The following is a 20981-nucleotide window of genomic DNA, read 5'->3' on the forward strand; positions in this document are numbered from 1 at the left end:
CCCATTAATGATGAATTGTATATTCTGAACGTGTCTGGGGCACGTTTCATTCGGCTCTGGCTTCACTTTTTGGGGGAAAATTGCTTAATGGCCGCCCAGGTAAGCCGCCTTGATTTCCTCGGATTGCGACAGCTCTGCGGCAGTGCCCGACAGCACAATATTGCCGGTCTCCAGCACGTAGGCCCGGTCAGCAATCTTGAGGGCCTGATTGGCGTTTTGCTCCACGAGCAGGACGGTGGTGCCTTGTTTGTTGATTTCCTCGACGGTGCGGAAAATATCCTGCACCAGGAGCGGAGCAAGCCCCATGGAGGGCTCATCCAGAAGCAGCAGCTTGGGGCGGGACATCAGCGCCCGGCCAATGGCCAGCATCTGCTGCTCGCCGCCGGACAAGGTGCCGGATTGCTGTTTTTTGCGCTCCAGAAGGCGGGGGAAACGCTCGTACACCCCATCCATGTCCTTCTTGATCTGCTGGGAATCCTTGCGCAGATAAGCGCCCAGCTCCAGGTTCTCCTCAACGGACATATTGGCGAACACGCGCCGTCCCTCGGGACAATGAATCAGACCCTGCATGACGATAGAGGTAGCGGACTGCCCGGCGATGGATTTGCCCAGGAACCTGATGTCGCCGGTCTTGGGCTTCAGGAGGCCGGACAGAGTTTTCAGAAGCGTGGACTTGCCTGCGCCGTTGGCGCCGATCAGCGTCACAATCTCCCCTTCGAGCACCTCCAGGCTTACACCCTGCAGCGCATGGATTGCTCCGTAATATACATTGATGTCTTCAACCTTCAGCATGAATTAAGCCTCCTGTCCCAAGTATGCCTCGATTACCTTCGGATTTGAACGGATCATCTCCGGCGTGCCGTTGGCAATCAGCATACCCCGGTCCAGTACATAGATGCGGTCGCACACGCCCATAACCAGGGACATGTCATGCTCAATCAGGAGGATGGTCAGATTGAATTCCTCCCGTATCCAGCGGATCAGATGCATCAATTCTTCCGTTTCATTGGGATTCATCCCGGCGGCCGGCTCATCCAGAAGCAGCAGCTTGGGCCGGGAAGCCAAGGCGCGGGCAATCTCCAGACGGCGCTGGTTGCCGTAGCTTAAGTTCTTGGCCAGCTCATCCTTCATATGATCCAGCTTGAAAATTTTCAGCAGATTCAGCGCCTCTGTGGTAATTTCCTGCTCGCCCTTGAAAAATCCGGGCAGTCTCAGAAAGGTGGTCCAGACGCTGTGCTTGGCATGCTGGTGGAAGGCAATCTTCACATTCTCCTCCACCGTCATATTGCCGAACAGCCGGATGTTCTGGAAGGTGCGGGCAGCGCCTTTCCAGTTGATCTTATAGGGCTTCATGCCCCCAATGGACTCCCCCGACAGCAGCACCTGGCCCTCGGAGGGCTCGTATACGCCGGTCAGCAGATTAAAGAGGGTGGTTTTGCCCGCTCCATTGGGGCCGATCAGCCCGATGAGCTCCCCTTCGTTCAAGTACAGGGATACATCGGTCAGAGCCTTCAGGCCGCCGAAGGTACGGCTGGCTTGTTTGACATTAAGAAGCGCTAGAGACGTCGCTGTCATGGACATTCGCTCCCTTCTTCCGGAACCGTTTGGTTATGAATTTATAATTGAATTCCTTATTCCCCATCATGCCGCTTGGGCGGAAGATCATCATAATAACCAGGGCCAGGGAATAAATAATCATCCGCAGCTCGGGATAATCCTGCAGCAGGGTGAAGATCATGGTCAGCGCAACAGCTCCCACAATAGCCCCTGTGGTGCTGCCCAGGCCGCCCAATACGACCATAACCAGAATTTCAAAGGATTTCAGGAAGTTAAAGCTGGTGGGGTTGATGACATAGAACTTGTGGGCATAAAGCGCTCCGCCGACTCCGGCGAAGAAGGAACCGATCACAAAGGCGATGACCTTGTAGATGGTGGTATTGATCCCCATGGATTCGGCCGCAATCTCATTCTCGCGGATGGCGATGCAGGCACGGCCGTGGGTGGAGCGTACGAAGTTCTGGATCACAATAACCGTAATGACGGTAAAGAGGAATACCCATCCCCAGGTGGTTTTGGCCGGAATGCCGCTTAAGCCCGAGGCTCCGCCGACATATTCCGTATTCAACAAAGCGATCCGGATAATCTCTCCGAGGCCCAGAGTGGCAATGGCCAGATAGTCGCCCTTCAAACGAAGGGTAGGCAAACCGATGAGAAATCCGAACAGGGCGGCCACTGTACCCCCGGCTACAATTGCCAGCGGAAAGGCCCAGTTGAAGTCCAATGTGAGAATGGCTGACGTATAGGCGCCAATGGACATAAATCCGGCATGGCCCAGGGAGAATTGGCCGGTGAAGCCGTTGATGAGGTTCAGCGATACGGTAAGGATGATATTGATGCAGATAAGGATCAGCGTAGTCTCCGCCACATCATTCAGGGTTCCGCCGGACACCAGCACCTGGAAGACAAAAAAGACGATCAGACAGCCTGCCAGCATGGCGGCAAAGGGTTTTGCGGCTTTCAGCATGGCGGGCACCTACACTTTCTCCCGGATGTTCTTGCCGAACAGACCGGAGGGTTTAAAAATCAGAATAAGAATCAGCACTGCGAAGGCAACGCCGTCCCGCCACATGGAGTAACCCACCGAGGAAACGCCGGTTTCCACTGTGCCCAGAAGCAGACCGCCCACCAGAGCGCCGGGAATGCTGCCGATTCCGCCCAAAACGGCGGCGACAAAAGCCTTCAGACCGGGGAGCATCCCCATCAGCGGATCAACGGAATTGTACGTCATGCCGAATATAACGCCGGCTGCAGCAGCCAGTGCGGAGCCAATGGCAAAGGTGGAGGAGATGGTCCGGTCCACATTGATGCCCATCAGGCGGGCGGCCTCCATGTCGAAGGATACGGCGCGCATGGCCTTGCCGGTTTTGGTCCGCTGGACAATGTATTGGAGGACAACCATCAGCAAAACAGTGAGGAGAAGAATCATAATCTGGTTGGAGTCAATTTGCAGGCCCAGGATATCAAATTGCTTCTTGGCGATAATCTCCGGGAAGCCCTTGGGCTGCGGCCCGACGATGAAGATGCCGCCGTTCTCCAGCAGGAAGGACACACCCACCGCTGTAATCAGAATGGATATCCGCGAGGCGTTCCGCAGAGGACGGTAAGCGATGCGTTCGATGACCATGCCGAGAATTGCGCTGAAGAGCATGGAGGACACCAATGCGATCAGGAACACCACAACTGGGGGCAGATTGTATTGATCCAAGCCTTTGGCAACATAGAGGCCTGCGAAGGCGCCCACCATAAACACGTCGCCGTGTGCAAAATTAATCAGCTTAATAATGCCGTAAACCATCGTATAGCCCAAGGCGATAAGCGCGTAAATGCTCCCCACCGACAGACCGTTGATGATCTGTTGAATGTAATATTCCATTAGTACACCTCTTCTGTGTTAGGAATGTGTTAGTAATTATAACACCACATGTTGTTTGTTGTAAATAACTATCTATTCCCCCTTTTGTTCCGCCAACTAAAAACAAACGTCTCCCATGGGAGGACAAAAATGATTTATTGCTTCATAGATTATCATAAAAGCGGGAGCTTGTGATATAAGTTTACACACAAAATGTGTACAGTTTTTTAACAATGGTTATTAGGCTGGTCAATTCCTGAAAGGGGCTTTCCGCCCAACTTCTGTGCAATATAAAAAGGCGGCCGGATTGGTCCGCCGCCTGCGTTCTTGCTCTTTTCTTCCTATCTGTCCTTCATCTCCGGATTGTTGTTGTGAATCGGAGGAAGCTGTCTTGTTCCGATGGACATGGGCGATTGGCACTTCCAACAAGTTGGAGTCGATTCAAATGAAAAGTTGTTTCTCATCCAGCACGTGCATTCTTCATTCGTACATACCCAGACAGCCGTTGCCTCACAAGGAATTTCTTCCCGCCATTTATTCCGTGAATACATGAATATCCCTCCTGGCATATGGATAATCTCTTTCGGACTAAATCGAGGATAAGTGGACAGGGGACCGCCGCCGCTTGGAGCAGCGCAATGTTGCACATGTTGCCAAAAAATAAAAAGCCGCCCTCAACCATAAAGGCCAAGGGCAGCTTGGTTATCCGAGATTACAGCTTAACAACGTTCTCGGCTTGCGGGCCGCGGTTGCCTTGAACTACGTTGAACTCAACGCGTTGGCCTTCGTCCAAAGTCTTGAAGCCGTCGCCAACGATAGCGCTGAAGTGTACGAATACGTCGTTGCCGCCTTCAACTTCGATGAAACCGAAGCCCTTTTCTGCGTTGAACCATTTAACTGTACCTGTTTGCATGGTATTACCTCCAAAAAGTTTGTTCAATATGGCCTTCTTTATTCCTAAAAATAAAAAATCCGCATAATTCGGAAAGGTTATGATGAGTATAGATAACCTTTGCCATTATGTGAATTCAGGTTTCCATATCGTTGAAACCATCATACCACATTGCGGACAGCATTACAAATTTTTGGGGAACATTTTTTTGTTTAAAGAAAAACCCCCCGGAGGACAGCATCTTCCGGAGGGTCGCCTCTGCTTATATCGGATAGGTCTGGATAGCCTGGGCTTACTTTTCCTTCTTGGCGTGGGAGCCGTCACAGTTCCCGGAGCTGTTTTTGGTGTTGCCGCATGCGCATTTTCCCATTGGGAGCACCTCCATATATAATTTGTAATAATTATTTTATAATAATAACACCACCACTTACTTTTGTAAAGTTATAAAATTAATGTAAGAATGATTCTCAATCGCAATTGCAAATTAATGGTGGCTACTCAGCTGTCTGTTTGGAATAATTGTGTTTTAAAAGGACTTGGAGCCCTTATTGTCTCCGCAGGCACATTCTGTCCCAATTCCAATTGCTATTAGCTGCTTTTAGTGACAACATCTCTGATGTATGGCAGATGGTGGTGGGATGCTGGGAATGTAGAACAATATGGAAGTATATGGAATGCCCATAATGTAAAAGTGCATTTATTTCATGAGTCAACTGCTGGAACGGAGGGGCATCATGCAAAAGTACATCTATTTCACCTGGATTTTAGCTTTTTGGCGGTTTTAAATGAAAATAACTGCACTTTTGCATGATCGGAGCGAGAAAGTGGGCTCGCAGCCCAAAATAGATGCACTTTTGCATTATAGCATTTCCAGGAGCTGGATCTGCGGCAGGATGGCGCAAAAAAACTGCCTTCGGTTAGAGCAGGAAGCGCCATCTGGACCGTACCTCCGTTATTCATCAAATTAGCGCTCTTACGGACATTTTACGGACATACAGTGCGCTGTTTACACTGGGAAACCTCCAAATCCGCTGTTTTTCAAGCGGCGCTCGAGACAGTTAGGGTATTACGGACAATAGCTGGGTAGTTGCAAATTAATGTGGCGTTAAGCTTGTCTTCAGGCCCCGTTCAGCTTGCCCGGGCATAATAAACTGTGCGGGTGAGTTTTCCGCCTGACGGCCATTTCAATTAGAGAAGGGATGTTACGCATTTGAAAAACACATCATTGGGAATTAGCCGCATCTGGATGGTTTCCTCCTTTGTTCTGCTTGCTGCGCTTATTATTTATATCATTATTTATCCCCCCGGAAAATCGGAGGACGCCACGGTAGCCAAGGTGAACGGTACCCCCATCCTGAAATCCCAGCTGTACAGCGCAATGGTCAAGGCCGGCGGTCCGCAGACTCTGGAAACCATGATCAGCGAGGAGCTGGTCAAGCAGGAAAGCGACAAAGCCAACATCCAGGTTACGGATGCCGATCTGGACAAGGAAGTGGAGCAAATCAAGAAATCCTTCTCGTCGGACGAGGAATTCACCCAAGCTCTTGCTACCTATAATATGACCTTGGAATCGCTGAAGGAGGACATGTATATTCAGGTGCAGCTGCGCAAGCTGCTGGAGCCTCAGGTTAAGGTCACCGATGAGGAGATCAAAACCTACTACGACACTAATCTGGAGTCCATGAAAACTCCCGAGGAGGTCCGCGCCTCGCATATTCTGGTAGCCACTAAAGAAGAAGCCGAAGCCGTATTGGCCAGCCTGCAGGGCGGCGCCGACTTCGCCACTCTGGCCAAGGAAAAATCCACGGATACCGGCTCAAAGGAAGCAGGCGGGGATTTGGACTTTTTCGCCAAGGGCATCATGGAGGAGCCGTTTGAAACCGCCGCCTTTGCCCTCAAGACCGGGGAGCTGAGCAGTGTTGTGGAAACCAGCCACGGGTTTCATGTGATTAAAGCAACAGACCATAAGGATGCAACAACCCCCACTTTGGAGGAGAAAACGGAGGAAATCCGCCAAGCCCTTTCGGAGGAGCAAATTTCCACCCTGTCCCAAAGCTGGCTTCAGGAGAAGCGCGCCGCGGCCAGTGTGGAAAGCTTCCTGGAATAGCATGTTTTCCAACCTGTTTACACTGAATGGCTCGGTTTATTATCATTTTCTTCTAAGGTTTGCTATAATATAGAAGAATCGATTGTAAACCTGACTGGGGAAAGGACGGAGCCATTCATGTATGATGTAGCGATTATCGGAGCAGGACCCACCGGCGCAAGCGCCGCGCTGTTCGCCGCCAAGGCGGGCAAAAAAACATTGGTTATCGACGCCAACCAAAGCATCACTAAACGGGCATGGATCGAAAATCATTACGGCGTAAATGAAATTACCGGTCCGGATCTGGTGGAGAACGGCAAGAAGCAGGCCGCCAAATTCGGTGCAGAGATCGTTGCCGCCAAGGCTGTCAAGATTGCCGCAGCCGGCGAGGGGCTGACGATTGAGACGGATTCGGAAAGCTATCAGGCGGCCAAGGTTATTCTCGCCACCGGGCTGGCCACGGATCTGGCGGAGGCCTCCGGCATCGCCACCAAACCGGGCACTGAGCCGCGGGTAAAAACCGTTGTGGCCACGGATGCAGCCGGCCAAACCAATGTGCCGGGCGTATACGCGGCAGGCGCCGCAGCCGGCACCAGCCTGCACACCATTATTACCGCAGGCGACGGCGCCCGCGTGGCGGTTGAGGTGCTGAGCGCGCTGAACGGCGAGCGTTATGTGGACCATGATGTGCTGAAGGCATAATGCACTATTGAAGCGGAATCATATAGAGGCTGTCCCAAAAGCAATTTTGGGCGCAGCCTCTTTTTGTACGAAAATGCAGTGCTGTGTGCCCCAAAAGTACCCGGATTCCGCTTCAAAGCCTCGTCAATTCTGGGGGATTGTTTGGAGCTGCCGCCCTTCGGCCCCCAAGCTTCCGCGGTACTCGCCGGGGGTTGTTCCCTTGTATTTCAGGAAAGCCTTGTGCAGGGTTTGGCTGGAGCCGTAGCCTGCCTCATAAGCGATGGCGCAGATGGTCATATCCGTGGATGCCAGAAGGGCACATGCCTGGCGCAACCGGATTTCATGGAGCAGCTGAAGGAAGCTTTTGCCGGTATGCCGCCTGAGCTCTTCGCTGAGATAAGTGCGGTTCATATGAAATGTATTTGCCAGGCCCGACAGGCTGAGCTGCTCCTGGTAGCGGTTGTGCATATAGCTCACCACTTTCCATACCTTCTCCGGCATTCCGGGGCGTTCCTGCTCCGGCTGACCCTCTGCTCCACCGTTCTGAAGACGGTCCACCCGGATCAGCAGCTCCGTCAGTCTGGTCTTTAGCATGGCTGATCTTAAGCTGCGCCGCTGGTCGTATTCCTCCCGCAGTTCCTCAAACAAGGCGGCCAGTTTGCCGGTTTCCGCTTCGGACAGCTGCAGGAACATGCGGCGGGCCGATCCTTCCAGAAGCCTCTCCTTCAGCCGCTCCAGCTCCTCGCCCACCGACCGCAGCATCTCCACGCCAAACATGCAGTTGTACAGACGCAACGGCTGGCCCGGATTGGCTCTGAGCTCATGCACATGGAACGGAAGCACCAGCGACAGCGTCCCCGGCATCATGGGATGCGCCGCTCCATTCACAACCTCCTCCCCATAGCCACCGATCACCAGGGAAATCTCCAGAAAATCATGGCGGTGGGCCGGAAAAAGGCGTTCCACCTTATGAATGGCCACTGCCACGGGCAGCGGCGAGGACAAACGGGGGTCGGTTAACTGAATGGGGTAGGTAGTCATAGTCGCCTCCCGACAATCGGAGATAGAGTCCCGACAAATGGTTATACATCATCGTCAGCGTCATTTTACCATAAATGCAGGGCTTGTGAGAAAAAGAGTCTATTGTGGTAAAGAAGGAGCGACATGCCCATGATAACACTGGACTTAAACGGAGTCTGGCAGATGAGAAGGCTGCCTGACGGCCAATGGCTTCAAGCGCAGGTGCCGGGCTCTATATATGCCGATTTGCTCGGCAGCGGCTTGATGGATGATCCCTTCTACCGGGATAACGAGGACGCCGCGCTTAGCCTGTCGGGCTTTGACTATGAGTATCGACGCAGCTTCACCGTGGCGCCGGAGCTGCTGGACGCGCAGCGCATTGCGCTGGTCTGCCGGGGGCTGGACACCATTGCCGATGTGGAAATAAACGGTTCCTGGCTGGCCCGCGCCGAAAACATGCACCGGACCTACGAATTTGATGTGACGCCTCTGCTCCATCCGGGAGACAACGAGATTCTCATCCGTTTCACCTCCCCTGTGCGTTTTGCCAGAGAGGAACAGCAGCGAAGGCCCCTCTGGGGAGTGGGTCAGGCCGTCACCGGCTTCAGCCATCTGCGCAAGGGCCACTCCATGTTCGGCTGGGATTGGGGGCCGCAGCTGCCGGATATGGGGATCTGGAGAAGCATCGGTCTGGAATTTTATCAGGAGGCCCGGCTGGAGGACATCCGCTGGGAACAAAAGCACGACCAAGGCGCCGTCACATTATCCGGCCGCATCGGGTATCAATGGCTCGCCGAAGAGCAGGCGGACTCTCCTCCAGTCAGCGTCCAGGTGCAGATTCTGGCTCCGGACGGCTCCTTGCTTTATGAGGAATGCCGGACGCTGCCGCCCTCGGAGAACTGCGTGTCCGTTGCGGCAACAATCACCGAGCCGCTCCTCTGGTGGCCCAACGGATATGGCGGCCAGCCGCTGTACAGCGCCCGGGTGCTGCTTCTGAGGGACGGAGCCGTGTTGGACGGCCGCAGCTTCTCCCTGGGTCTGCGTACCGTGGAGCTGCGCAGGGAAAAGGATGGGTGGGGCGAAAGCTTCTGCTTCCGGGTCAACGGCGTCGACATCTTTGCCCAAGGGGCCAACTATATCCCCGAAGACAATCTGCTTTCGCGTTATTCTTATGAGCGCACGGAGCAGCTCATCAAGGATTGTATCGCAGCTAACTTCAATTGCATCCGGGTGTGGGGCGGCGGCATTTATCCGGATGAGTATTTCTACGACCTGTGCGACCGCTGCGGCCTTCTGGTGTGGCAGGATTTCATGTTCGCCTGCGCGGTATATGACTTGAGGGATGATTTCGCCGAGAATATCCGGCAGGAAGCCATCGGGCAGGTGAAGCGGCTGCGCCACCGGGCCTGCCTGGCGCTGTGGTGCGGCAACAACGAGATCGAACAGGCGTTGGACAGCTGGAGCTCCGTGATCCAAACGCCGACCCAGAAGGCGGAATATCTGAAGCAGTTCGAGATTCTGCTGGCCGATGTGGTCAGGAGCCTTGATCCGGAGCGGACCTACTGGCCCTCCTCTCCTTCCTCCGGCGGAGGCTTCGACGCTCCCAATGACGAGAACCGGGGAGATGTCCACTATTGGGAGGTTTGGCATGGCCTCAAGCCGTTTGAGGCTTACCGGAAATACCATTTCCGCTTCTGCTCGGAGTTTGGCTTCCAATCCTTCCCTTCCCCCAAAACTGTTCGCAGCTTCACCCTTCCCGAGGACCGCAATATTTTCTCCCGGATCATGGAGAAGCACCAGAAGAACGGGGCAGCCAACGGGAAAATCATGTTTTATCTGGCGGAGCACTTCAAGTACCCCCGGAGCACAGACGCCCTTCTTCTGGTATCGCAGGTGCTGCAGGCGGAAGCCATCCGGTACGGGGTGGAGCATTGGCGGCGCCACCGCGGACGCTGCATGGGCTCTATCTATTGGCAGCTGAACGACTGCTGGCCGGTGGCCTCCTGGTCCTCCATCGATTATTACGGCCGCTGGAAAGCCCTGCATTATTCGGCCCGCCGCTTCTATGCCCCGGTGCTGCTGTCCGCCTGCGAGGACGGCCTTCGCGCCGACCTTTATGTAACCAATGAGACCCGCGGGCCCTTCGCCGGAACCGTCGTCTGGCGGCTTCTGGACCGGGACGGACAGGTGCTCCGGAAGGGCGAGGCGCAGGCGGCAATGGCTCCCTTGTCTGCCGGATGCATCTGCAAGCTGGACTTCAGCGGAGAGCTGGGAGGGGAACAGGCTGAGTTGGCCAGGCGCGCCTATCTGGAATATTCCCTCATCCTGCCGGAAACCGGGGAGACCCGAAGCCGCGGAACGCTGCTGTTCTCCAAAGCCAAGCATTTCGAATTTGCCGATCCCGCCTTGCAGCTCTCGGTGGAGGAAACGGCGGAGGCCTATGAGATTGCAGTAAAGGCCCGCTCCTTTGCCAAATATGTCACGCTGGACCTGACGGAAGCCGACGGCGTATTCAGCGACAATTTCTTCGACTTGTCGGCAGGGGAAAGCCGGATAATCGAACTGCCCAAGGAGCGCCTGTCCCGTCCCCTCGCCCTGGAAGAGCTCCGGCAGCAGTTGCAGGCCCAAAGCCTCTACGACTGGTCGTGAGCGTGGAGTGAAGCAAAACAAGAGCCTTCGCGGTGAAGGCTCTTGTTTTTTTTAAATTTTTCAAATCAATTCGAGCTGATCCTCACTTTACCGATTTGCGGCGTATAGGCATTGCCAGCGGTATTATTCCAGCGCATCTGGACATTCGACAGATTGCTGAGCTGGTAAGAATATTTGATCCAATCCCCGGAACCGCCCGATATCGTCGGCGTAATTTCACTCCACGCGGAGCCGTCGGCCGATATATAGAAAGTGAAATGCGATACCGCCTCATTGGGCCAAAAATACGTATCCGCGGCAAACGTCTTTATGTCCGGCTGCTTCCAGACGATTTCTTCATTGGTGGCAGCCGTTCGCTTCACCCGCGAAGCATCCCCCTCAAATTTGGCCGTATTGGCCGCATCAAAGTCCAGATTCGCCGAATGGCTGTACGTTTTGCTCCAATCATTCATATCATCTTGAATCATATAGCCCATCGTCACCTTGCAGAGCTGCGGCGTAAATACGCTGCCGTCGGTGTTGTTCCAACGCATTTTTACATAATTGACATTCGACAGCCCGCTAAGGGTATACGTGTGCTTTTTCCAATCGCCCGAACCTCCGGCAATTGTCGGCGCAGCCAATGTCCATGCAGATCCGTCAGCCGAAGTGTACAGACTGAAGTGAGAAACGCCTTCCGAAGGCCAGTAATACGTCACAGCGGAGAATGATGTCATGCCGTTCTGCTTCCACACGATCTCCTCATTCGTTGCCGCGGTTCGTTTCACGCGGGAGGCGTCCCCTTCGAATTTAGCTGTGTTGGCCGAGTCGAAATTCAAATTTCCCGTATGGCTATATGTCTTACTCCAGTCGTTCAAGTGATCTGTCAGCGTTCTGGATGGTTTGGCTCTGTCCTTCGCAGGCAGCGTATTGCCCGCGCCCCAATCCGTTCCCGCTCCCGGCCCGAATAGCGGCCAAGGCTTGGAGCCCAGGAACGGAGGTTTGGCCGAGAGATACAAGGATGCCGGAATGGCCGAGCCGGAGCCAAGCGACCCCCATTGAACGGTTCCGGCAGCAAGTCTGTTGGCTCCTGCATAATGGCCTGAACCGGAAGTCGAGATGCTCTGCAAGTTGTTGCCTATTATGTTCTGGTTCACGGTAGAGGTGTTATCGCTTCCGATTTTGCCGCTGGCGTTATTGCGGAACCACGTGTTTCGCGGACCGGTGGCGGTCATGATGCTATCGCCGGACTTGGAATTGTCCGCATAGCTTTCCTTGAAGCTGTTGCCTTCAATTAAGTTCATATAGGCATAATTCGCATGGAACGCCAAGTCGTTATAGCCTGTATATGCGCTTTCAACGGAATTATAGCTGACCACGGAATGATTGGCTCCAAGCTGCAGCAAAATATGATGTCTCAGATCCCACGCCTTGTTGTCCGTTATCCGGGTTCCCGTGGAGCCGTTCACGACGATGCCATAAGCATAGCCACCAACGTTTTTAATAAAGGCATCGTGAACGAAATTCCGTTCCACAACTACATCCTTGCTGTTATCCACCGAGATATGTCCCCGTCCGCTCTTGATAGACTCTATGTCTTGGACATAACCGTTGACGACGCGGTTCAAAACAAGATTATTCGTATTTTCGCTTGTTGGCTGAACAGTTCTGGCCAGCCTCACCTTCTCTACGCCGATATTGGACAGCAGGTTCAGCTTCCTTGCCATGGGCAGCTTTGCCGAGGTATAATCCAGCCCCAGCTTCATGTCCAGGCTTAGTGTATTTCCGCTTTTGGATGCGATTCTGACGATTTGGGATTCGGTATAGGTTCCCCACGCCACTCGTCCTGCGGATAAATAGACAAGGATGTAATCGCCAGGATTCAGGCCGCTGGCGTTGGATACGGTGATGGAGCTGCTGCCTGCGGCCAGCGAGCCGGTAACGGACACCGGCGTATCCGGACCGCCGCCGTCAAAGCGCAGCTCCGTATTGGGATGGGAAGCGTCGCCGATATAAAAGGTCGTCGATTCCAATCCGTTGCCTTGTATGATAATATCTCCCGTTGCAATACTGAGTGTGGTCTTAAAATAATAATCACCTTCCGGAAAATAAAGGACTCGCCTGCCTGACGTGCTGCCGAGAATGCTGTTCACGGCTGCGGCGGCATCCACATTCGGATCGTTTGCCGACAGGCCGTGCAAAGCCACATTAATGGTGGTCCACCCTCCCGGATCATTCCATACGATGTTACTCCATCCGTTTGACGGCATAATGCCTGACGGAAGCGCTCCATAATCCAAAGCATTGGCCGGGGCGGGATTGGCGGATACAGCGATGAAAACTATCAGCAAGCATGCGCATAACAAACGAACCTTTTTCCCCATTGACGGTCACCTTCCCATTGTTATTTGATCATGATCCTGCTCCAATGCGAAGTAGTTGAGTTCCGTTCCCGGTTCAACGCGTTCATCAACCGGCATACCGCATCACTTGCCGCCACTTACCTTCAGCTGATCCTTGTTCTTCTGGTACCAATCATTGACCAGCTTCTCCACATTCTCTCCGCCAAGGCGCTTCCATTCCTTGCGGATTTCGTCTATGCCCTGCTGGGGCGAGACGGCTCCCCCGGCTGTCATCACCTTGGTTTCGATCTGAACCTCAATGGGATTAAAAGCGGCGATAAGCTGGGTCAGCTCCGCCAGATCCGGGCTGTAGGCGATGTCCCGCTTATACGGATTTTTCAACGCAACCGTCAGCGAATTGGCCTTGGCCTTGGCGTATTCCTGGGAAAGAGCGTCGGGAGCGGCCATCAGCGGATACCACTCCGGCTTGATTTGATCCTGGTTAACCACCGCATATTCCGAAGCGTAACCCACCTGTTTTTCAAACTGGGCCGTATCCAGCTTTTGCTTCACACCACCGTCCGCAACCTTGTAATGCTCGTTCTCAAACCCGTTCTTGATGGGCTCCCAGCCCTTCTCCAGCATCCAATCCAGGAACTTGATGCCGGCAATTACCTTTTCCTCGCTGGCCTTGCTGTTGAAGGCCACGAGAATATTGGGAGGGGTTTCCTGATACAAACCGCTTTTGCCGTATTTGGAGGATACGGCCTCCAAAGCAACCGGCTTGGCATTGGGATCATTCTTCTTCAAATCCGTGTACATGGTGGAAATATCCCATTTATCCAGATCAATGCCTGATTTTCCGGTAATCCACTGCTGCGTGGCCCGCTGGGCGTTGGTGTCCGTAATGTATTCCTTGTCAATCAACCCCTCGTCGTACAATTGCTTCTCGAAAGCCATGTAATCCCGGTAATTATCCGTAAGCCGGCCATAAACCAGCTTATCGCCTTCGAGATACCATTGGTCCGAATTGGTCAGGAACATGGCCCGCAGAATACCTTTGGCGTTGGAGCCGAAAGCAATCGGGATTGTATCGTTTTTGCCGTTCCCGTCAGGATCGCCGTTCTTGAATTTACGCGCCACATCCAGCAGCTCATCCGTAGTTGTGGGAGCCTTCAAGCCCAGCTTATCCAGCCAATCCTGGCGAATCCACATGCCATGGTTGGCCACGCTGCCAATGGGCCGGACGCTGGAGACGGCGTATATCTTTCCATCAAAGGTCAAGTACGGCTTTAGCTCCGGGTTATCCTTCAAATAGGTTTTGAAGGTGGTGCTGTACTTTTCAATATAATCGTCCAATGGCTGAAGCGCGCCCTGATTCACCAGCTGCGCAATCCAGTTCCGATCGAATTCCCAGATTAAGTCCGGAGCGCTGCCGGAGGCGATCAAGGTGTTCAGCTTCGTTTTGGATTCCGTGCGCAGAACAGGAATCCACTTGACGTTGGCAGGCCCATTCTCATTGATCCATTTGGTCCATCTGTTGCTTTCATAGGTTCCTTCCTCCGTAGGGACCTTCCCCCGGTCCAAGATGGAAATGCTGATTTCTGTCTTGGCCGTTTGTCCCGCTCCGTCGTTGCCGCCGGACTGGTCCTTGGAGTCGGCGCCGCCGCACCCTGCCATTACGGATATGATGAGACTCGCCGCTACAATGGATGCTGTTGTTTGAACCTTCTTTTTCAATGCGTTCATCCCCTTTGGTAGTATGAATCACAAATTATATCTCAGGAGCAGACCGGGTCTGCCCCGCAGACATCAGCCCTTGACCGATCCGATCAGCACACCCTTGACGAAATGCTTCTGCAGGAAAGGATACACACACAGAATCGGCGTAATGGAGATAATGACCGACGCCGCCTTGATCGCCTCCGGGGTCAGCATAATGGGCATAACCCCTTCGCTTCCCTCCGTGCTGAGCAGGCTCTGGTCCACTTGCCTGATCATTTGGTAAAGCTTCAGCATCAGCGTGTGCATGCTGGACTTGTTGATATAGAGCATGACGTTAAAGTAGGAATTCCACCAGCCCACGGCAAAAAATAATGACAATGCGGCGAGAATCGGTTTGCACAGCGGCAGCAGAATCTGCACCAGCGTGCGCCAAATTCCGGCCCCGTCAATGGCGGCGGATTCCTCGATCTCCTCCGGCAGCCCCTCCATAAAACTTTTCATCACAAACATATTATACGTGCTGATTAGCCCCGGCAGCCAAAGGGCAAAGTAGGAATCCATCAATCCCAGGGACTTGATGAGGATGAAATGGGGAATCATGCCTGCCGAGAAAATCATCGTGAAGGTAATCATCATGAGCAGCGGTCCCCGTCCGTACAGTTTTTTTCTGGACAGGGGATACGCTGCCAGCACCGTCAACGTAATGTTGAGCGCCGTTCCTACCACCGTAACAAGTGCAGTATTGCCCATGGCCCGGAAAATTTGCCCGTCATCGAACAGCTTTTTGTACGCCTCCAGGTTGATTTCCACCGGCAGCAGGAATACTTCGCCGGAGGTGATGGCTCTGCTGCTGGAAATGGAGGCAATGATCTCGTACCAGAACGGGTACAGGGTTGTAAGGGACAAAAGCGCCAGGATAGTATAGTTTAGCCAGGTGCCGATTCTGCCCGGGGAAAATGCTTCTTTGCGTGCTGCCGCCATTGTTACCACAGTCCCCTTTCCCCCATCAAATTGATGATTTTATTGACGCTGACTACCAGAATCAATCCAATCACAGACTGGAATAATCCCAGAGCCGTGGTGTAGCTGTAATTCATGCTTTGCAGGCCTACGCGATATACGTAGGTGCTGATGACGTCCGCCACATCCAGCACTGAATTGTTCTGGAGGGCCAGAGTCTGCTCCAAGCCCACATCCATCATGCTGCCCATCCGCAGGATCAGCAGAATGGCAATGGTGCTGCGGATGCCCGGCAGCGTAATATGCCAGATCTGCCGCAGCTTGTTGGCTCCATCCATTCTCGCCGCCTCGTACAGTTGGGGATCAATGGAGGACATGGCCGCCAGATAGAGGATGGTGCCCCAACCGGCCTCCTTCCAAATGGAAGACAGCGTATAGGCCACCGGCCACCAGCCGGAGTTGGCCATGAAGTAGATGGGCTCAATGCCGAATACCTTGCTCAGGACAATATTGACCACCCCTGTGCTGGGAGACAGAAGGGCAACGACGATCCCCCCCAGGACGGCCCAAGAGATGAAGTGGGGGATATACAGCAGGTTCTGGATCACCCTTTTGAAGCCCTCCATCCGCAGCTCGTTCAGCATCAGGGCCAGAAGGATGGGAACCGGAAATCCGAAGACCAGACTGTACACATTCAGCAGCAGGGTATTGCGCAGCACATGCCAGAAATCCACACTGCCGAACAACAGCCTGAAATGCTTGAGTCCCACCCAATCGCTTCCCAGAATACCGTCGGCAAAGCGATAATCCTTGAAGGCGATGATCTCACCGCCAATGGGCAGATACTTAAAAACCAGATAGAATGCCATTACGGGAAGCAGCATGACATAAAATGACTTGTTCATCCACAGCTTCTTCCACACTGTTTTCTTAGGCGCAGCCTCCATGCATATGTTTCCCCCCGGCGCCGTCCCGGACACAGCGGCATTGGAGGCGGTTTGCAGCCTGTTCCATTTTGCCATCTTGTTCACCCTTTCCAGTTGCCTTGCTCTATGAAGAAAACGATGCCCATATCGTAGTCGATTGCTGCCGTTTTGCCTACGGACTCCTTTTGAAAAGGTTGCAATTCTTGTGAATTGGCCTCTGACACATCTTGAAAGCAGCGGATAGCCCGAAAATTCTGCAACTCCTCACTGCTTTCCCGGTTCCACGGCGGGCAGGACCGCTGCGCCTGCATACAAGTCCCGGTCAGCAAGCTGCATCTCGTCCAGCGTGGCAGCCGGAGCATTCCTTCCGGGCATACAGATTCGCTCAAAGGTAATGTCCTCAATGATCTGCCGTCCCGCCGGGGTTTCGCTCCCTCTCAGCTTGCTGGGTCTGAGGCCTGCATCCCGAACGCGGATATTGCGCAGCGTAATCCGCCGAACCGGACCGGTTCCCCGGCCGGCGTCCTCAATTTCCAGCTGCAGCCAATATGGACCATTGCGCCGGTGGATGACCTGCTCGATATCTATATTTTCGAAGACAATATCCTCCGTCGGCGCTGTTCCAAAGCGGTGATGGACCGCAATGGCCCGGCTGGTCTGATAAACGTACCCGTTGCGAAAGGTCACCTTCCTCTGGGGCTGTTCAACACCCATGCCGATCTTGAAGGCCGCGCAAGAGGTCCACGCCACCACATCATCAAAAACCACCTCTTCCGCCGCCTGGGGCTCTCCCGGCCAATTGCGGGAAATATCTGTCGTTTTACTCCAGGTTTTAACGGAATAGGGATCATCCTCGGAGATGGCGATGGTATGCTCCACCGCTACCTGCCGGCACTCATTTATATCCATAGCATCATTCTCATAGTGAACCAAGGACTGAAACGCCTTGTAGTTGCGGATGGTCACATGCTTGGAGCGGGTGGGAATTAGAGCCCACAAGCCCGCATCCCGTCCGATAATGCCGTCAATCAGGAAGGAGGCGGTGCCCAGCGGGACAATCAGATTATTGAGAAAGCCTTCCGCAAGCCGCATATGCGAGCCGTTGCCGTCGATGGTCCCCCGTCCCCGGATGGCAATATTCTCGGAGCCCGGTTCGGTTGTGATAAACCAGGTGCCATCCATGGAAAGGCTCTCCTTGCGAAAATGGGACGTATAATCCTGCCTGCGCCCTGTTGCCCGCAGCACTGCTCCCCCTTGCAAATAGAGCGTAACCTGGCTTTTCAAAACAATGTTGCCGACAGTGAATACGCCGGACGGCACATACACAATGCCGCCTCCGGCGGCTCCGGCTTCATCGATAGCCTGCTGCAAAGCCTGGGTAGCCGGTTTTTGTCCCGTGGGATCGGCATGGTACCGGTTGACCAGATGGCAGACTCCGCTTCCGGCCGGATCGGGAGCAAAGTCCTCCCACGGATCGGCCGCCAGCACCAGCTCCTTGTAGCCGTTGATCTTGATAATCAGATAACGGGATTCCTCCAATTGAAAGGTTAGCCGGTTGCCGTCAACCCTCCCCTCCATGCCAAAGGCCAGGGGGCTGATCTGAAAGTCGCGGATCGGCTCCGCGATTTCAATGGTTACGGTGATCTTGCCGCTAAAGGAAAAATGGGCATAGTCATAATCCTTTTCTGTAAGGAAGGCAATCACAGGCACCGGCCTCCCTTGCACGGTGACGGCAAATCTCCGGGATTGCTCATAAATCTCCGGCAGCGGATATAGAGCTACAGACGGTGACACAGCTTCTGACATCATTCCTTCTCTCCTCCTGATCTCTTTAAAAGTAAGAATTTCGACCTCATTGTATCCGGCCCGCCCTGCGCTGCCTAGGGCTATAATCGGTAAACGGGTGCATTTCTTGCAAAGCGGCGGGTGCATTTTTTGCCCGGGTCACGATTCTTGTTATGAAGAAAAAAAACGGCGGCGCTCCTCGCGAAATTCCACAGGCGTCTTGCCTGTCTCCAGCTTAAAGGCTTTGGAGAAGGACTGGGGCGACATATATCCTACCTTCTCGGCAATATCCACGATCTTGTCCTCTGTTTGCTCCAGCAGCTGCCTGGCCCGCTCCATCCGCTGCGCCAGGATATATTCCTTCAGCGTCTCTCCCGATTCTTCCTTATAGATCCTGCGCAGGTAGGAAGCGCTGATATAGAATTGCTCCCCCAGCCGTTCAACTGTCAGATCATCCTCAAGATGATCCTGCACGAACTGCTTAACCGCCGCGACCAACTCCCTGTTCTTCTGGCTGCGCTTGGATTCCAGATGCTGCAGAATCATGCTGTAGACCCTGCTCATGTAGGCAGCCATTCCGCGCATGGTCTCCTCGCCCATCAATTCCGTATGCCGGATATTCCGGACAAGGGCACCTAATTCAAAATCCGAATTCATCTCATACACGCACTTCAGCGAGGTGAAAAACAGCTGCAGGAAAAAGCTGCGCACCGTCTCCATGTAAGTGGCATTCTGCTGAATGTAGGCTTCAAATTCGGCCAAGTAATGAAAGACGGCCTGGGAATCCCCCAGCTTCAGACTGCCCAGCAGATGGCGCTCAATGGAGATGGGATAGGAAATCGGGGCTCTGCCGTCTTTTTCGATGCTGCCGTAAGGAATCACTGTATTGTCTCCCAGGATCATCCGGCTGCGAAGGGCTTCCTCAGCCTCGCGGTAGCTGTCGGCCAGACGGATAATTCCCCGCTTGGGGGAGCTGACTCCCAATGTGAAGGAATAAGCGTACTGCTCGCTTAGCATGGCATGCAGCCGCTTGGCCATGCTGAAGGAGAGCATGGCAGCCTCATCCGGCTCAAGGAATTCGGAGTAATTCAGCACCAGCGCCAGATGGCCTGCCTCCGGCTCGGCGATGAACCCTTTTTGCCCGGTCAGCGCCGCGGTCCGCAGATCGTCGGTCAGCTGCAGGAACAGCGTGTTCCGGCTTTGCTCGGTGTGCTCGCTGGCAAACCAGCCGTAGGAATCCATATAGAACAGCAGTGTGACATAATAACCGTTCCGGTCCAGATCCAGCTTATAATAATTCAGCGTCTCCAGGGTTTTCGGCTTTACCTCCTCATCGAAGGTCAAAAGCGACAGCAGAAATTTATTTTTGCTGTATACCTCATACTCCTCCAGCATCTGTCCCAGCTTCCGGTTCCGGTCCAGAATGGTGGTTACCCGCCGCTCAATCTGCGCAACCTCCTTCTCCTTATGCTCCGGCGGCTCCTTGTCCTGCTCCGTATCCGGGGCGTGGCTTTTCAGCATAAACAGCAGGCGCTTTAAGGGGGCGGCCATCCATTTGGAAAACAGCAGGGAGAACAACAGGCTCAACCCGATGACGGACAGGACGATCAGCAGCGCCGATTTTACCCAAACCCGGATGCTCTTCGTAACCGCTGACATGGGGATGGTGTAAATATACGTCCATCCGTATATATCGGAGGTGATATAAGAGACCAGCGTCTCTGTTCCCTCAAGCTTCCGCACATAAGCATCCTCCGGCTTGGCCGGGGGAAGGGACATGTACCCGGATACGGTCAAGCCTCCCAGGTTGGAGCCTGCCTTCTGGGTAATGATGTTTCCGGCCTCATCCGTCACCAGGACAGCGGCGTTTTGGTTGGTCTTGATGGAATCCATCATCTCCTGCAAGTATTCGCCCTTAATATTCACCACCACATAAGCGTCAGGCAACTTGGAGGTATAAAATATCGGGATCGCCTTCACAATCGTAATAATGGTTTGCTCTCCCGCAGGGAAGCTGGAGATTCTTCTGGTCCGGACATAATTTTTGTTAAAAGAGGTGTGGGTCAGCCCGTCGGCAAACAGACGGTCGTTAAAGTCCTCCAGGCGGACAGGGCCCTGTCCGGAAGACAGAACAAACCGGTCCTTATGGTAATAGACGTAAGCGGATTCAATATAATTGTTGGTGGACAGCACCGTATCCAGCTTGAGCTGCAATTTTTGCAGAGTAACCATATCCTGCCTGTAATAGTAGTCCATATAGGAGGCATAGAAGGAGTCCAGAAAAATATTGCCCATGGACTTGTCCACCTCCGCCAGCACCAGTTCCTGTGCGTTGCGCAGAAGCCGCAGGGAGTTGTTATTGTTGGCAATGGCCTCCTTGCGTAGCATGGAAGCCGAATAAAAGTACAGAGAACCGCCCAGCAGGGCCGTAATCAGTATAGAGAGCCCGGTCAGATAAAAGAAATATTCGGTAAAGCTGCTTGAAGATAAGCGTTTGATCCCCCTTGCTTTCATGGCAACCCAC

The 20981-nt window shown here is 53.7% G+C and carries 16 protein-coding genes; 3 read left to right on the forward strand and 13 right to left on the reverse strand.

Annotation, left to right across the window (positions count from 1 at the left end; genetic code table 11):
* Positions 1 to 84 precede the first annotated feature (84 nt).
* From DQG13_RS12055 to DQG13_RS12080, 6 genes are all read right to left on the reverse strand, one after another.
* Positions 85 to 792, reverse strand: a complete 708-nt coding sequence (locus DQG13_RS12055; protein WP_113020016.1) for an ABC transporter ATP-binding protein — start codon at positions 790 to 792, stop codon at positions 85 to 87.
* Positions 793 to 795: 3 nt separating this feature from the next.
* A complete protein-coding gene (locus DQG13_RS12060) occupies positions 796 to 1575 on the reverse strand; it encodes an ABC transporter ATP-binding protein (protein ID WP_113020017.1) in 780 nt (259 codons plus the stop codon).
* Entirely contained in the window at positions 1547 to 2524 is a 978-nt protein-coding gene (locus tag DQG13_RS12065) for a branched-chain amino acid ABC transporter permease (protein WP_113020080.1), read from the reverse strand. Before DQG13_RS12065 ends, DQG13_RS12060 begins: the two co-directional genes overlap by 29 nt.
* Positions 2525 to 2533: 9 nt before the next feature.
* Positions 2534 to 3433 (reverse strand): branched-chain amino acid ABC transporter permease, encoded by a 900-nt coding sequence (locus DQG13_RS12070; RefSeq protein WP_113020018.1) that lies wholly within the window; start codon positions 3431 to 3433, stop codon positions 2534 to 2536.
* A gap of 320 nt (positions 3434 to 3753) precedes the next feature.
* Positions 3754 to 3981, reverse strand: a complete 228-nt coding sequence (locus tag DQG13_RS12075; RefSeq protein ID WP_309472231.1) for a cold-inducible protein YdjO-related protein — start codon at positions 3979 to 3981, stop codon at positions 3754 to 3756.
* Between the two features lie 143 nt (positions 3982 to 4124).
* Positions 4125 to 4325 carry a cold-shock protein gene (locus tag DQG13_RS12080; RefSeq protein ID WP_025692494.1) on the reverse strand — a complete coding sequence of 67 codons (201 nt, stop codon included), beginning with the start codon at positions 4323 to 4325 and terminating at the stop codon, positions 4125 to 4127.
* 1189 nt (positions 4326 to 5514) lie between these two features.
* Here DQG13_RS12080 and DQG13_RS12085 point away from each other — a divergent pair.
* Together DQG13_RS12085 and DQG13_RS12090 are read left to right on the forward strand one after the other, a co-directional pair.
* Positions 5515 to 6411 carry a peptidylprolyl isomerase gene (locus DQG13_RS12085; protein ID WP_113020020.1) on the forward strand — a complete coding sequence of 299 codons (897 nt, stop codon included), beginning with the start codon at positions 5515 to 5517 and terminating at the stop codon, positions 6409 to 6411.
* A 117-nt stretch (positions 6412 to 6528) separates the two neighbouring features.
* The gene (locus tag DQG13_RS12090) at positions 6529 to 7092 is read left to right on the forward strand and encodes an FAD-dependent oxidoreductase (RefSeq protein WP_113020021.1); all 564 of its coding nucleotides are present in this window, start codon (positions 6529 to 6531) and stop codon (positions 7090 to 7092) included.
* Positions 7093 to 7215: 123 nt separating this feature from the next.
* Here DQG13_RS12090 and DQG13_RS12095 read toward each other — a convergent pair whose 3' ends face one another.
* On the reverse strand, positions 7216 to 8112 hold the full coding sequence (locus tag DQG13_RS12095; protein WP_113020022.1) for an AraC family transcriptional regulator: 897 nt from the start codon (positions 8110 to 8112) through the stop codon (positions 7216 to 7218).
* Between the two features lie 123 nt (positions 8113 to 8235).
* On the opposite strand from DQG13_RS12095, the gene DQG13_RS12100 reads away from it, so the two are divergent.
* Positions 8236 to 10740, forward strand: a complete 2505-nt coding sequence (locus DQG13_RS12100) for a beta-mannosidase (RefSeq protein ID WP_309472232.1) — start codon at positions 8236 to 8238, stop codon at positions 10738 to 10740.
* Between the two features lie 65 nt (positions 10741 to 10805).
* Here the strand turns inward: DQG13_RS12100 and DQG13_RS12105 are convergent, their stop codons facing one another.
* From DQG13_RS12105 to DQG13_RS12130, 6 genes are all read right to left on the reverse strand, one after another.
* Positions 10806 to 13103 (reverse strand): right-handed parallel beta-helix repeat-containing protein, encoded by a 2298-nt coding sequence (locus DQG13_RS12105; RefSeq protein WP_113020024.1) that lies wholly within the window; start codon positions 13101 to 13103, stop codon positions 10806 to 10808.
* A 102-nt stretch (positions 13104 to 13205) separates the two neighbouring features.
* A complete protein-coding gene (locus DQG13_RS12110) occupies positions 13206 to 14801 on the reverse strand; it encodes an extracellular solute-binding protein (protein ID WP_258525638.1) in 1596 nt (531 codons plus the stop codon).
* Positions 14802 to 14873: 72 nt separating this feature from the next.
* Positions 14874 to 15767, reverse strand: a complete 894-nt coding sequence (locus DQG13_RS12115) for a carbohydrate ABC transporter permease (protein ID WP_113020025.1) — start codon at positions 15765 to 15767, stop codon at positions 14874 to 14876.
* A gap of 2 nt (positions 15768 to 15769) precedes the next feature.
* Complete coding sequence (locus DQG13_RS12120; protein WP_258525639.1) at positions 15770 to 16768, reverse strand: ABC transporter permease; 999 nt, start codon at positions 16766 to 16768, stop codon at positions 15770 to 15772.
* Between the two features lie 168 nt (positions 16769 to 16936).
* On the reverse strand, positions 16937 to 18481 hold the full coding sequence (locus tag DQG13_RS12125) for a glycoside hydrolase family 28 protein (protein ID WP_181592717.1): 1545 nt from the start codon (positions 18479 to 18481) through the stop codon (positions 16937 to 16939).
* A 147-nt stretch (positions 18482 to 18628) separates the two neighbouring features.
* A complete protein-coding gene (locus tag DQG13_RS12130; RefSeq protein ID WP_181592718.1) occupies positions 18629 to 20971 on the reverse strand; it encodes a helix-turn-helix domain-containing protein in 2343 nt (780 codons plus the stop codon).
* Positions 20972 to 20981 lie beyond the last annotated feature (10 nt).

The sequence above is a fragment of the Paenibacillus sp. YN15 genome (assembly GCF_003285005.1).
Classification (GTDB): domain Bacteria; phylum Bacillota; class Bacilli; order Paenibacillales; family NBRC-103111; genus Paenibacillus_AR.